Origin of the sequence: Methylobacter sp. (assembly GCF_004322395.1) — a bacterium.
Taxonomy (GTDB): Bacteria; Pseudomonadota; Gammaproteobacteria; order Methylococcales; family Methylomonadaceae; genus Methylobacter_A.
Window position 1 is genome coordinate 69043 of the sequence record NZ_SCTW01000060.1, and the last position, 14061, is coordinate 83103.

At 45.4% G+C, this 14061-nt stretch carries 15 protein-coding genes; 3 read left to right on the plus strand and 12 right to left on the minus strand.

The features are described from left to right. Window positions 1–11: 11 nt before the first annotated feature. The 8 genes from pilW to EPO18_RS08950 all read right to left on the minus strand — a co-directional run bounded on the left by pilW (window position 12) and on the right by EPO18_RS08950 (window position 7743). Entirely contained in the window at window positions 12–773 is a 762-nt protein-coding gene (gene pilW / locus EPO18_RS08915) for a type IV pilus biogenesis/stability protein PilW (protein ID WP_292433009.1), read from the minus strand. Beyond that, window positions 763–1875, minus strand: coding sequence for a dual-specificity RNA methyltransferase RlmN (rlmN, locus tag EPO18_RS08920; RefSeq protein WP_292433010.1), 1113 nt, complete (start codon window positions 1873–1875; stop codon window positions 763–765). The genes pilW and rlmN overlap by 11 nt, the downstream gene beginning before the upstream one ends. Beyond that, window positions 1850–2281: a nucleoside-diphosphate kinase gene (gene ndk / locus EPO18_RS08925; RefSeq protein WP_292433011.1), complete on the minus strand. Its 432-nt coding sequence runs from the start codon at window positions 2279–2281 to the stop codon at window positions 1850–1852. The genes rlmN and ndk overlap by 26 nt, the downstream gene beginning before the upstream one ends. An 89-nt stretch (window positions 2282–2370) precedes the next feature. After that, window positions 2371–3306 carry a protein translocase subunit SecF gene (secF, locus tag EPO18_RS08930; RefSeq protein WP_292433012.1) on the minus strand — a complete coding sequence of 312 codons (936 nt, stop codon included), beginning with the start codon at window positions 3304–3306 and terminating at the stop codon, window positions 2371–2373. A gap of 20 nt (window positions 3307–3326) precedes the next feature. Continuing rightward, window positions 3327–5177: a protein translocase subunit SecD gene (gene secD / locus EPO18_RS08935; RefSeq protein WP_292433013.1), complete on the minus strand. Its 1851-nt coding sequence runs from the start codon at window positions 5175–5177 to the stop codon at window positions 3327–3329. 139 nt (window positions 5178–5316) lie between these two features. After that, window positions 5317–5667, minus strand: a complete 351-nt coding sequence (gene yajC, locus EPO18_RS08940) for a preprotein translocase subunit YajC (RefSeq protein ID WP_292433014.1) — start codon at window positions 5665–5667, stop codon at window positions 5317–5319. Between the two features lie 207 nt (window positions 5668–5874). Then, on the minus strand, window positions 5875–6990 hold the full coding sequence (gene tgt, locus EPO18_RS08945; protein WP_472850882.1) for a tRNA guanosine(34) transglycosylase Tgt: 1116 nt from the start codon (window positions 6988–6990) through the stop codon (window positions 5875–5877). Window positions 6991–7383: 393 nt separating this feature from the next. Then, window positions 7384–7743, minus strand: a complete 360-nt coding sequence (locus EPO18_RS08950) for a diacylglycerol kinase (RefSeq protein ID WP_292433016.1) — start codon at window positions 7741–7743, stop codon at window positions 7384–7386. A gap of 212 nt (window positions 7744–7955) precedes the next feature. On the opposite strand from EPO18_RS08950, the gene EPO18_RS08955 reads away from it, so the two are divergent. Beyond that, window positions 7956–8801 carry a GNAT family N-acetyltransferase gene (locus tag EPO18_RS08955; protein WP_292433017.1) on the plus strand — a complete coding sequence of 282 codons (846 nt, stop codon included), beginning with the start codon at window positions 7956–7958 and terminating at the stop codon, window positions 8799–8801. Then, the gene (locus tag EPO18_RS08960) at window positions 8773–9567 is read left to right on the plus strand and encodes a lysophospholipid acyltransferase family protein (RefSeq protein ID WP_292433018.1); all 795 of its coding nucleotides are present in this window, start codon (window positions 8773–8775) and stop codon (window positions 9565–9567) included. The genes EPO18_RS08955 and EPO18_RS08960 overlap by 29 nt, the downstream gene beginning before the upstream one ends. A 31-nt stretch (window positions 9568–9598) precedes the next feature. Here EPO18_RS08960 and EPO18_RS08965 read toward each other — a convergent pair whose 3' ends face one another. The 4 genes from EPO18_RS08965 to EPO18_RS08980 form a co-directional block, all read right to left on the minus strand. Beyond that, entirely contained in the window at window positions 9599–9775 is a 177-nt protein-coding gene (locus tag EPO18_RS08965) for a hypothetical protein (RefSeq protein ID WP_292433019.1), read from the minus strand. Between the two features lie 103 nt (window positions 9776–9878). Then, entirely contained in the window at window positions 9879–11219 is a 1341-nt protein-coding gene (locus EPO18_RS08970) for a hemerythrin domain-containing protein (RefSeq protein WP_292433020.1), read from the minus strand. Window positions 11220–11371: 152 nt separating this feature from the next. Further along, the gene (locus EPO18_RS08975) at window positions 11372–12037 is read right to left on the minus strand and encodes a formyltransferase family protein (protein WP_292433021.1); all 666 of its coding nucleotides are present in this window, start codon (window positions 12035–12037) and stop codon (window positions 11372–11374) included. Window positions 12038–12090: 53 nt separating this feature from the next. Beyond that, window positions 12091–12981, minus strand: a complete 891-nt coding sequence (locus EPO18_RS08980; RefSeq protein WP_292433022.1) for a GlxA family transcriptional regulator — start codon at window positions 12979–12981, stop codon at window positions 12091–12093. Between the two features lie 503 nt (window positions 12982–13484). Between EPO18_RS08980 and pssA the strand changes: the two genes are divergently transcribed. Next, window positions 13485–13997, plus strand: a complete 513-nt coding sequence (gene pssA, locus EPO18_RS08985; protein ID WP_292433023.1) for a CDP-diacylglycerol--serine O-phosphatidyltransferase — start codon at window positions 13485–13487, stop codon at window positions 13995–13997. Window positions 13998–14061: the final 64 nt, after the last annotated feature.

Consider the following 14061-nt stretch of genomic DNA (forward strand, 5'->3'; position numbering starts at 1 on the left):
TTTTCCAGTTACTAAAAATCTTTAACCCCTCCGATTTTCTTTGCTTCATTTGAAAGCGGAAACTTTTCCAGCAACAATTTTTTATATTCATTGGCAAGCTCCTTATTACCCAGCGCCCGCTCAGCATGAGCAGCAAACCATAAGGTTTCAGCCGTATGGTCTGCAACGCCCAAATAACGCTGTAGATAGCCTTTTGCCGCCCAAAAATCGCCGTTTTGATAAGCAATTTTCTGCATTTCGGATAATGCCGGCGCATAAGCGTTATTAAGTTGCAGCGCTTGCTTGAAATAATTCTCGGCCAGTTGTTTTTGCCCCTTGCTCAGCTGGCATCGGCCGGCGTTTGTTAAGGCCATCCACTGTTTATCATTTAATGGGTTTGAACTCGTTTCGGACAGTAACGCCATGCCTTCTTCAAGCTCCCCATGTTCGCATAGAAAACGGCCGAAATTATTTTTCACGCTCAAATCGTTAGGCTTCAAATCCAGCGCGGTCTCATAATGTTCTTTGGCTTGATCGAATTGATTTAGTTTTTCATACAAAAAAGCCAGCGCATTATGCGCCTGTGCATTACTTGAATTTTCCTTTAATGCCAGCAGCAAGTTCTCCCGGGCCAGTTCCAGCTTGTTCATGCTCAGATAGCGCACTCCTAGCTGCAAATGTATATCGTCAGGATTATCACTTTGAGTGCCGCCCGTTGAACCGCAAGCTCCCACGGTCGCAACAAGCAGGGCTAGCGCCAATCGATTAACTTTTTTTAGTTGTTCAAGCTGCACGTTCGGAACCTTGCTGTTGGAGTTTTAAGTGTCTGCGGCTTTTATCTTTAACTTGCCCTACCAGTTGGCCGCAGGCGGCATCAATATCATCGCCGCGTGTTTTTCTGACGGTGGTAACGATACCGGCATCGTTTAGCAATGTTTTAAAACGGTTGATCGCTTCGTTGCTTGAACAGCGGTAAGATGACGAAGGAAACGGGTTAAACGGTATTAAATTGACTTTTGCGGGTACTGTCTTTAATAACTTGATAAGCCCACGCGCATCCTGAATCGAGTCGTTGATGCCGTCCAGCATCACATATTCGAAAGTAACAGTGCGCCGTGGCGCTATCTTGGCGTTATCACGGCAAGCATCCATTAATTCCTTCAATGGATATTTTTTATTGATCGGAACCAATTCGTCCCTTAATTCATCGGTCACTGCATGTAGCGATACTGCAAGACTGACATCGCAAACCTGGGTTAGCCGGTACATGGCCGGCACTACGCCCGAGGTGCTGACAGTCACTCGGCGTTTGGACAGCCCGAAAGTGAAATCGTCCATCATCAGGTTCATGGCTGCGACCGCATTGTCGAAATTAAGCAGCGGTTCGCCCATGCCCATCATGACCACATTGGTAATTCTTTTTTCTTCGCCCAAGCGTTTTTGCGCAACAAATACCTGGCCGATAATTTCCGCCGTAGTCAAATTGCGATTAAAGCCTTGCTGTGCGGTAGAGCAAAAGGTGCAGGCCAGAGCACAGCCGACTTGCGAAGAGACGCATAAGGTACCGCGCCCTTCTTCAGGAATAAAAACCGTTTCTATCCGGTTGCCGCAGCCGGTTTGCATGACCCACTTGCGCGTGCCGTCCGTTGCGATTTGCTCAACCACAATTTCAGGCGTTGCTATATAGCAGTTTTCGGTTAAATAAGCGCGCAATGGTTTGCTCAAGTTGGTCATCAGGTCGAAGTCTTCGACGCCTTCCTGATAGATCCACTTGAGCAATTGTGTCGCCCGAAAAGGCTTCTCGCCTAACTCGACAAAAAAGGCCGCAAGGCCTTTCCTGTCGAAATCGAGCAAATTGATGGTTTGGGTTTTAGCGGGTTCTAGCACAAATTTCATTAGCTGAGAAAAAGTAAGCAATTTCCCTTTGAGCCGTTTCGATAGCGTCTGAGCCGTGTACGGCATTTTCATCGATGCTGTTGGCAAAATCAGCACGGATAGTTCCGGCAGCCGCTTCTTTAGGATTGGTTGCGCCCATGATTTCACGATGTTTCAGAACCGCGTTTTCACCTTCCAGCACTTGCATGATCACAGGGCCTGAAATCATAAATGCGACTAAATCATTAAAGAAACCGCGCTCGCTGTGTTCCGCGTAAAATCCTTCGGCTTGCTCTTTAGTTAAATGCAGCATTTTTGCAGCAACGATTTTTAAACCGTTTTTTTCAAAACGGCTGTAAATTTCGCCGATTACATTTTTTGCTACAGCGTCAGGTTTAATGATTGAGAAAGTGCGTTCGATTGCCATTGTTAAGGAAACTCCAGATTGAAAAAATATTAAAGATTATAAATTATAGCCGATTGGCGTCCGTTCTTGTAAGCGATTAGCCATTAGCGCTAAGGCAAATTGTCGATTTCGGCATTTTCTTTTTTTACCGACATCAAGTCTTCTCTCGATACGCCCAACCACAGTACGATAGGGCTTGCGACCAGCACCGACGAGTAAATGCCGAAAATGATACCGATAGTCAACGCCAGCGCGAAATTATGCAGCGCTTCGCCGCCGAAGAAAAACATCGCCAACACCATCATTTGCGTCATAAAGTGGGTAATAACGGTACGGGACATCGTCGTCGTGATTGCGTTATCGATCATGTCCGGAACGCTCACTTTGCGCATCTTGTGGAAGTTTTCCCGTACCCGGTCGAATACCACGACCGATTCGTTGACCGAATAGCCTAATATCGCCAGTACGCCGGCCAGTACTGACAATGTGAATTCCCATTGAAAAAACGCGAACATGCCGAGAATAATCACGATATCGTGCATGTTGGCGATAATAGCGGCCAACGCGAAACGCCACTCGAAGCGGACAGCCAAATAAGACATAATCCCGGCCACGACCAACAGCAGCGCTAATCCGCCGCTTTCAAACAATTCCTTGCCGACTTGCGGCCCGACAAACTCGACGCTACGCAGCACGACACTCGGATCTTGCTCTTTCAGCTTTGCCAATATCACTTCGCTCAACTTGACATCGTTGGTTTCAGCCTTCATCGGCACGCGGATTAACACTTCCTTTACACTGCCGAAATTCTGCACCGAAAAATCGGGGATTTTTTGGTCTTCCAAAACTTTTCGAACGGCTTCGATGTTGGCCGGCTGGTTGTAGCCGACTTCGACTTGGAGACCGCCGGTAAAGTCCAAGCCAAAATTAAGCCCTTTGAAAGATAAGGCCAGTATCGCCAAAATAAAAGTAACTAGCGAAATGGTCGTGGTAATCCGACCATAACGCATAAACGGAATATCGTGTTTAATTTTAAAAAGTTCCATTGAATCCTCTAATGCTATCTTCAGATAGCCAATTTATCTGACTTACGCTGCCCACCATAGGCGAGATTGACCAACGCTCTCGATACAACAACCGCGCTGAACATGGAAGTTAAAATCCCAATACACAGCACCAGCGCAAAACCGCGGATGGGGCCGGACCCCAGCCAGAATAACGCGATGCCGGCAATCAAAGTCGTGATATTGGAATCGAAAATAGTCGCAAAAGCTCGCTCATAACCGGCATAAATGGCGGCGCCGGGCGACATGCCGAGCCTGAGTTCCTCGCGTATCCGTTCGTTGATCAGCACGTTGGCGTCGATGGCCATGCCCACAGTCAGCGCAATGCCGGCCATGCCCGGCAGCGTTAACGTGGCTTGCAGCAGGGACAGCACCGCAACCAACATCAACACGTTCATGCCCAACGCGACGATGGAAAAAAGACCGAACACGCGGTAATAGATGATCATGAAAAACGCGACCGCTATGAAACCGTAGAAATTGGAATTGATACCTTTGGCGATATTTTCTTGACCCAAGCTTGGGCCGACGGTGCGCTCTTCAACGATGTCGACCGGAGCCACCAATGCCCCCGCTCTCAATAATAACGACAAATTACGCGCTTCCTGCGGACTGTCTAAACCGGTAGTCTGGAACCGATGACTGAAAACGCCCTGAATGGTCGCGACGTTGATGACTTTTTCAACTTTCTCTTTATGACGGACTTTTTGCCCGTTCACGACTTTGGTTTCAACTTTATATTCGATGAACACTACCGCCATCGGCTTGCCGATATTAGCTTGGGTCAATTTACCCATTTTGGCCGCACCGACGCCGTTTAGGGAAATATTAACCGAAGGCCTGCCGTCCTGATCAACACCCGAAGAGGAATCGACGATTTGATCTCCGGTTACGATGACCCGGCGATCCAACAGAATCGGGTTGCCGTTTCTTTCGTAATATAAGCGGCTGCCAACCGGGACATGCCCTTCGACCGCTTTTTGCACATCGTGCTCAACATCAACCAGACGGTATTCCAGCGTCGCAGTGGTCCCGAGAATTTCTTTCGCGCGAGTCGTATCCTGGACACCAGGCAATTGCACGACAATACGGTTTTCACCCTGTTGCTGAATCACCGGCTCGGCGACGCCCAATTCATTGACACGGTTACGCAAGGTGGTCATATTTTGCGCGACGGCGAACTTTTTGGTTTCGCGCACTTCTTTTTCAGAGAGCTTCAACCAGACTTGGTCTTGCTCATTCGGTTCGGTGATTTCCAAAGCGCGAAAATCCTTATCCAGAAGTTTCAGCAGCGCCGGCTTGTCATCAGCAGAATTCAGCTTAACCTTAATGAATCCGCTGTCTTTAGAAACCGATTGATAACGTATTTTTTCGTTTCTTAACGCCAGACGGACATCGTCGTTGTAACGCTCTTCCGCCTGCTTAACTGCGGCATCCATGTCCACTTCCATTAGAAAATGCACCCCGCCGCGCAAATCAAGACCCAAATACATGGCTTCTGCGCCTAAAGCTCTCAGCCATGCAGGCGTGGTAGGCGCCAGATTTAACGCGACGTTATAATCATCGCCCATTTGATCCCTAAGCAAATCCGCCGCTTTAAGCTGATCATCGGTATTGTTAAACCGGGCTAAAATGTGGCCGTCTTTAAACTCGAACGCCTTTATATTAAGTCCAGCCGTTTTAATCGTGGAGTCGACCTGATTTGCCTGTTCCTGTGTTAATTTTGCAGGGCGTGTCGATGCCACCTGAACAGATGGATCGTCGCCGTATAAATTCGGCAATGCATAAATAGTCGAGACCGCAAAAACGATCAGGACCAATAAATTTTTCCAAAGTGGGTAATGATTTTGCATGTGTTATTCCAACAATTCAACTGTGTTGTAGGATGGGTAGAGCGTTAGCGACTCGTTAGAGCACGCAGTGAAACCCATCGTAATCCATCAATCATATGATGGGTTTCACTGTGTTCTACCCATCCTACACGCGATGACATTAAACTTTAGTGACTTTTCTAGTTATCGCTTTGAAAGTTCCTTTCGGCATCATGCTTTCAATATTATGACGCTGTACTTGAATAAAAGTATTTTCACATATTTCAAGCTTGACGAAGTTCTCGTCTAAATCAGCTACCTTACCCAAGATGCCTCCTGATGTGACCACTTCGGAGCCTTTAGTCATCGCGGCAAGCATTTGTTTCTTTTCTTTAGCGCGCTTGGATTGCGGGCGCAGAAACAAAAAATAAAAAAACACCAGTATGCCCAATGGAAACAACATACCTTCAATGCCCGGTTGTTGGGCGGCCGGTGCAGCTGCGGCTACAGCGTCAGAAATAAAAAAACTCATGATTATCCTCGGGGTTTATTATTATTAAAAAAGCGTTACTACTCAGCAGTCCAAAATGGAACGCTGATGACGCTGATAATTATGATTAAACTAATATTTTTCATGAGTTATCTGCGTTCATCATATTCATCTGCGTCATCTGCGTTCCATTGAGTTTAATGTCACTGAATAGTTACAAAAAAGCGTTGTAATTAAAAAAGTTCGCCATTATGCCACAGTCGGCACGGCTTTTCCTCGTTGTTGATAAAATTGCTTGACAAAAATGTCCAGCTCTTGCTTTTCAATCGCATCACGCAAGCCCTGCATCAGGCTTAGGTAGTAATAAAGGTTATGAATGGTATTGAGTCTTGAGCCCAGCATTTCCTTGCATTTGTCCAGATGCCGCAAATAAGCTCTTGAATAATTTCGGCAAGTATAACAGCCGCAGGATTCATCCAGCGGGCCGGTATCGAACTCATATTGACTGTTCCTGATCTTCACCACGCCAAAAGTGGTAAAAAGATGGCCGTTACGCGCATTGCGGGTCGGCATCACGCAATCGAACATATCGATACCGCGCCTGACTGCCTCGACCAAATCTTCCGGCGTACCTACTCCCATTAAATAACGTGGCTTATCGGTCGGCATTTTAGTATGCACTACGTCCAGCGTCGCCATCATTTCTTCTTTGGGTTCGCCGACCGACAAGCCGCCGATTGCATAACCGTCAAATCCTATATCTACCAATCCGGCTATCGATTCCTGACGCAGATGCTCATACATTCCGCCCTGCACAATGCCGAATAAAGCCGACTCATTACCCTCATGAGCCGCCTTGCTGCGCGCCGCCCAACGCAATGATAAGCGCATCGAATCGGCCGCTTCATGGACCGTCGCAGGGTAGGGGGTGCACTCGTCGAAAATCATCACGATGTCCGAACCTAAATCGCGCTGTACCTGCATCGATTCTTCCGGTCCCATAAAAATCGAACTTCCGTTGATAGGCGATTTAAAGGTTACGCCTTTTTCAGTGATTTTTCTTAACGCCCCCAGGCTGAATACCTGAAAGCCGCCGGAATCGGTTAATATCGGCTTGTCCCAATGCATAAAATCATGCAAATCGCCATGTGCTTTGACTACATCCATACCAGGACGCAGCATTAAATGAAAGGTATTGCCCAGAATAATTTGCGCGCCGATACCGTTCAGTTCATCGGGCGTTAGCGATTTAACCGTACCGTAAGTGCCGACCGGCATGAAAATAGGCGTTTCCACAATGCCACGGGCAAACGTAAGCTGACCACGCCGCGCATGACCATCCGTTTTGATTAATTTGAAGTCCATAATAGTTTTGTACATTAATAAGGCTGCGAATTATCCAGACTTTTTAAATTAATGTATATGTGAAGAATTAAAACGTTTGGTATTAGTTCGCGCAATACGCCTGCTTTACGCTAATTTTCATAGAAGATCATTTTGTCCACGAAAATTTCAAAAAGACATCGAATTGTAGATTGCCACTCAGCGGTTGGATAACTAAATCAATACAAACTATTGGCTTAGACGGTTGTAGAGAAAAACATGATCTACGGAAGCCAAAAGTAGGCGCCTCTATGACTGCATGGATGCAGGAAGTAGAGCAACGCAGGAGCAGTTGCCGAGGCGACACGAAACACAATTAGAAAAATTATGCCGCCTATTTTTTTCGTGCTTTTCGTGGACGCTATTGGAAACCGCCTAAAGCAGAATTAATCCCCAAGTCACCGCAGCCCAAACCAGCGACATCATCACAGCGGCCGAACCAATGTCTTTGGCGCGGCCCGATAATTCGTGATGCTCAAGCCCCACTCTATCGACAACAGCCTCTACCGCCGAATTTAGTAATTCAACCAACATGACTAAAATGATACTGCCAATCAACAGCAGTTTTTCAATATTGGTTTGTCCCAGCCAAATTGCCAGAGGAGTCGTTACCACAAACAAAATAACTTCCTGTCTGAATGCTTCTTCATGCGTCCAGGTTGCTTTAAAACCGGCGACAGAGAAAAAACAAGCATTAATCAGGCGTTTAAAGCCTTTTGCATTTTGATTTGCCATTCTTAATATGAAAAGTAAAAGGAAAGAGTTGTTATTGTGCAGTTTTAATGCAACTTAATTATAGTGTCATATTTAATCAGGAATTGAAAACAAAGCATAGATTGTCATCAAAACTTAATATTTCTGTCATCCGATGTTCATCAATTCGACATTAAACTGACACCTTTATTGACTAATGTATCCATATCTTTATTTTAGTTATGTGGATACCGATGGAAAAAACAGTTTTAGCGATACAGATCAAACCAGCCAAACGATTGGAATCTTTTGTTATCTCCAGGGATGGAGTGTATGCTGCGAGCCAGTCGGGAACTGGCGCAGCGGTAGACTCAGAGGCGTTAATAGAAGAAGCTCAGGCATTGCGTTTTCGTGTGTTTTGCAAAGAAATGGGCGCCAAGCTCAAAACCGAATCGGAAGGCTTGGATTACGATGAAGTCGATAGCTATTGCGATCATTTGATTGTGTATGACAACGTCAATAAGAAAATAGTCGGCTATACGCGTTTGCTTAATCAAGATCAAGCGGACCGTTTGGGTCGGTTTTATTCTCAAAGCGAGTTCAATCTGGATCAGGTATTAGCATTGCCCGGCCGCTTTCTGGAAATAGGCCGGACTTGCGTTGATCCTGATTATCGAGGCAGCGCGGTTTTAACAACGCTGTGGTCTGCGCTGGTTCAATACGCGCTTGAGGGGCAGTTTAATTATTTGCTCGGTTGCGCCAGCGTTACCCCAGGCCCTAGCGGCTTTGCGGTGGATGCGGTGTATCGGAATATCGATGCCAAAAATATTGCTCCGTCCTCGATCCAAGTCAGCCCCACCATTCCAATACCCAGCGAATTAAGATGCGAGCGGGATGAATCCGGTATTCCTCCGTTACTCAAAGCTTACTTTCGTTTCGGCGCTGTCGTTTGCGGCGAGCCTTTCTGGGATGAAGATTTCAACTGCATGGATTTATTTGTGCTGTTACCGCTCGATCAATTGCAAGAGCGCTACAGCAAACATTATATGAGAGGCTATCAGGCGGCTAGCAATGAAATCGAAAATACGGCTGTACTATAAGCTTTTCCAGATTGTCATCCTGTTTATCAAAGGGCTGATCATCGCCGGGGGTATTTTCCCTATACTTGGCTTTTTATATTCTGCACGCGATGCGAAAATCAAGCGAGATGCTCTAAAAACCCGCTGGCTGAAATGGTTCGGTGCTATTGTTAACTTGCATATAATCAAAGATGGCGAGCTGTCGGAACGACGCGCCATTTTTGTCAGCAATCATATCTCATGGCTGGATATCATCGTTATCGGTCAATACCTACCGGCCTATTTTGTCGCCAAGAGCGATATTTCAAGTTGGCCTGTAATCGGTTATTTGGCCAGACAGGGCGGTACCATTTTTATCCGCCGGGGCAATAAACAACATATCAAAACAACCGCCGAAAAAATGGTTTGGCTGTTAAAACAAAACAGCAACATAATTGCGTTTCCTGAAGGAACCACGACTAAGGGCGATGGGGTTTTGCATTTTCACCCATCCTTATTTCAGCCTGCATTGTTAACCCGGTCAGCTATTCAGCCCATAGCCCTGCAATACCAAGGTGAAGCTAAAGAACACGCGCCGTTTGTCGGCGACGATGCTTTTGTGCCGCATTTAATAAAAATGCTGGCTCTGGATAAAATCGAAGTGCGGCTTAGCTTCCTTCCTGCCATTAACAGCTCAGGAAAAAGCCGCCATGCAGTGAGCATTGAAACAAGAGATATGATATGGAAAAAAATCTTTGAGGATTTACCCACTGATAATTCAGGCCAGCAGTATTTAAAACTTTTATAAGATTAGTATCTTACGCCGTCTGATAATGGCTCTACGTATCATCAGTTAGCCGAATTCCGGCCCAGATTATTTTAACATCCCAACTAAGCCATTTAAGCTTAATCATCTCAATCGCCTCATTTACTTCGATCCAAAAAATCTCCTCACTTCTGGCAACACTCGCACCATTACTGTCTTTGCAGATAAAATTTACAGTATATCTATTCATCTTCCTGCTCCTGTTTGTGTAGCCTAATACTTAGGCTAAATATATTTTGATTAAGAAATATTATCCATTCATTCAAACCCTTCCAAAGAATGTGTCTGGCTTGCTACGCCGATTCAAACTCTAGTTTTTTTAAATGCTTATTAAGCACCATGTCCGAATGAATAATATGGTCCGCCCATTTATCCATGAATTCACGAATATCTCGTTTTTTCCATTCATTGTTTGTTATTTTATGTTCGATTTCCGCCAGCTTTTCCAAAATGGCATTATGCTCCGTTGCATGGCTCTTATATTGTCGAAAGTCCGACTTTTCCATCAGTTCTTCTTCAGTATTAAAATGTTCTTTGACATACCGATAGATCAACTGAATATTTTTGTGAAGTTCTTCACTGCTCACAGAGGCAACCAACTGATTAGCTAAGATAAATATATCTTTGTGCTGGTTATCGGCTAAATCGTCACCCGTTTGGTAAACATCCTGCCAGACAAAGTGGTACATACTTCCCAACGATAATCTTTTTTCCAGACCGTCTTTCTGACGATGTAGGGCAATATTGTCCGGGGTTTTATTATCATTGTTTACCTTATAAACAAACCGTTGCCGCGCTAAATGGTAATCCTCATTGCCATAGAAATTTTCATACATTTGAGCTAATTCAAATTGCCGGTAAGTGGCTAATGCTTTCAGTGATTCGTCATAACAACGCGTCTTGGCTTTTTCGTTTAATGCTTCATTATCATCAATAATGACATTAACCAAGCGCTTGACTTGAGCGATAAAAATCTTATGATTTTTATCGAGAACTTTATCGATTAACCCTATATGCCATGCATTCTTGGCGCTGATCGGCAAACGCTGTTCGGTCAGTGACGTCGCCATTTCCTGGCCGACGCGCTTGGGCAATAAATAAGTCCAGTACTCGGAACCGTAAATCTCGCCCATATTTTTATAATGCGGGTTAAAAATTACGCCTTCTCTGGCAAATACCTTGTCAGCCGCTATAGCCATAATTGCACCGCCTGCGCCTGCACTGCCCGCAACAGCAGAAATGGTTAATTTATCCAGCGTGGTGACGATCTGATAGATAAGATCATTAATCGCATTGATATTTAACCAGGACTCATCCGCCGGACTATCCGCGGCCTCAATGCGATTAAGGTGAATCCCGTTTGACCAACATTGTTCACCACCCATCAGCACAATGGCTTTTACAGGTAAAGTTGCGACATGCTGATAAACCAATAGCAAAAGTCGGCATTGCTCAGTACTCATGCCGCCATTGTGAAAAGAAAAATAGATATAAGCGGCATCCGCTTCTTGTTCATACCAGACTTCTTGGCACGGAAGCTCCCGTCCAGGTTTGGTATAGTCGATTTCAATATGTTTGATGGTCTTGGATAACAGGCCTTTTAAAGCGGAAGTTGCAGGTACCGCCTTAGGCATTAAATCTTTTAAAACAAATGCAGCGGGCAGCTTTACCCCTTTCGAACCGTATTCCGGTTTCGGTTTTAAATGTCCGATCCAGATAGCACCGTCGATAGTTGCCCGGCAAATAGCATGATTTGCCGTTGCGATTATTTCTCCGGCTTTGCCGGTTAGACGGCTTTCTTTATGCGCATTAAAAATAAAAAACGGATTTCATCCAACAGTCCTGGACTACCGTCAGCGGCATTGATACGTCTTAGAATCTCATCCGTTTTATGTATTTTCCAGTTAATTGCACGATCTTGTTGTTTGATTAATGGTTGTAATTTTCCTTTATAGTCGGGCCTACTGTAATCCTGCACTTCCGGCTTGAAATTCGGGGCATTGAAATAGGATAAAGCCTCCCATAAACACTCGACCGCCGCTTGCGTCACGTCCCGGTAGAACAAAGCGCTTTTAGTGGTTTGGCGCATCATGAAAGTTTTATGAGCCCAAATATCGCCGGTATCCATTTCTTCAGCGGCTTCCAATAAAGAAACGCCCCACTCCGGTTCGCCATTCTGGATAGCCCAATCTAAAGAAGACGGTCCCCGGTCGCCTTTAATGCCGGGATGAACGATAAGACATTTATAGTTTCGATAAATTTCCGGGGGCAGGTACTTGGTTAAAAAAAGGCACAGAATCAAATCCGGTTTGAATAACGAGACGCCTTCTATTAACTGTGCAATATCACCTGAATGTAATTCGACTGAGACCAAAAAACCCGCATCCTCAAGCTCCGTATAATACCGCTGTGTCAGTCCTGAAAATGCCGATGAAATGAGTAAAATGCGCATAATATAGGCTCCTAATTATTATTGGTTGTTTATGGATGTTGACTTGCATCGATCTAGGCGGCCCTTATTGAATAAGATTCGGATAGGCCGAAGCGGTCGCGATAATTTTGCGGGTTAATGCCCAGCTGACGGATAAAAGCGCGACGCATGCGTTCCGAGTCAGCAAAACCGGATCTGTCGGCCACGGCATCCATCGACAACTTAGTGCTGCCCAGATAATGGCGAGCGGCATCAATACGCGCCATTTCCACAAATTTGGCCGGTGTCATGCCGGTTTCCGACAAGAAAAACCGTGCAAAGTTCCTGGGACTCATGAACATCCGTTCAGCCAACGCTTCTACCCGTAAATCTTCGGTAAGATGAAGCATGATCCAGGCCTGTAAATCTTTAAGTTCAGGGCGAGTAGCCTCGCTAGTCAAATAGGCGCTGAATTGGGACTGGCCGCCCGGCCGTTTGAGAAATACCACCAGATAACGTGCGACCAGCAAAGCCAGCTCGCTCCCCCAATCTTCTTCCACCATCGATAACGCCAGATCAATGCCGGAGGTTATGCCTCCTGATGTTGAAATAAAGCCGTCGCGTAAAAAAATCCGGTCCGGTTCGACGGTAACCGATGGGTAATCATTTGCTAATCGAGCGCAATAATCCCAATGGCTGGTAACCTTAAGACCATCCAGAAGGCCGCTTTCCGCAAGCAAAAAAGCCCCTGTGCAAACTGAAACAAGCCGTCTAACCCGTGGCGCTATGGCTCGAATCCAATCCTGTAATGCCTGATCGCACAATAAGCAGTCCACATCCGGGCTACCGGCAATGATCAGGGTATCGATACCATCAGTTATTTCGCTATATGCTTTAGTAGCAATAATTTGAAGACCGCATGAGGTTGTTATCGGCCCCGGCTTTGCCGCTAACACTTCAATTAGATAGACGGGCTCACTGCACAAGCCCGAGCTTTGTAGCCGGTGTTAGCGAAAGCAAATACTTTTATAAAGCCGGTAATATCGAGAACCTCGGCGCCGGAAAATATGACGATACCGACAGACCTTATTTTTGCTGCACGAGTCTGCGAACAATCAATAGCAGACTAAAAAACGAGCATGTTGATATGCTCTCTGATTGTCTAATTTTGCACAATGACGAGATCCCCTCATTTTCTGCCAAAATGCTGATTGGTATGCCACAATCGCTTTAAATTCACAAATACGGGTTGACCTTTTTTACATACTATGAACGACGCAGACCAACCAGAAACGATTAAGTTGCCTCTGGATTTAATTAGCAGAATACAGCGATGTGATCAAACATCCGAGCCGGTTTATTTGCAACTGAAACGGCAAAGGACAGCGAAAAAGAGGCCATTTTTCATTTGTGTTCTTTAGATTTCATCATCCTGTCATAAGCCTGTTATATGTTTGCAATACTTATAACGTTAACCGCAGGATACGCTATGAAAATTCTAAGTTTAATGAAAATTGCCGATATTTTTACCGTTGGAAATCTGTGCTGTGGCGTCCTTTCGATTTTGTTCGCAATTGACGGTTCTTTTTACTTAAGCGCATTGTTGCTGTTTTTGGCGGTGATATTTGATGTGCTTGATGGAAAAATAGCCGGCCTACTGCATCAAAAGAATCTTTTCGGCAAGCAAATCGATTCCATGTCCGATTTGGTATCTTTTGGCGTTGCTCCCGCCTTGTTATTTTATTCGCTGAGCTCACCCGGCGTTTTAGGTGTTGCAGTGGCCTTGTTCTTTATCGCCTGTGGCATGCTTAGGCTTGCACGCTATAATATTTCCGAAGGAACGGGTTTCGAAGGCGTGCCTATTACCGTGAATGGTGTGCTGTTCCCTGTTCTTTTTCTGCTTTTTAGCAGCTTTCCTCAAAGTCTGAATTATTGGCCGATGGTCTTTTTAATTCAGGGTTTTCTGATGATTTCCACTTTCAAAATATCACGGATATTCTGATTTCCTCCATTGAATGAAGCCGGTATGAAAAAAGAATTGTCACCGCAAGTTGTTTTTTGGGAAG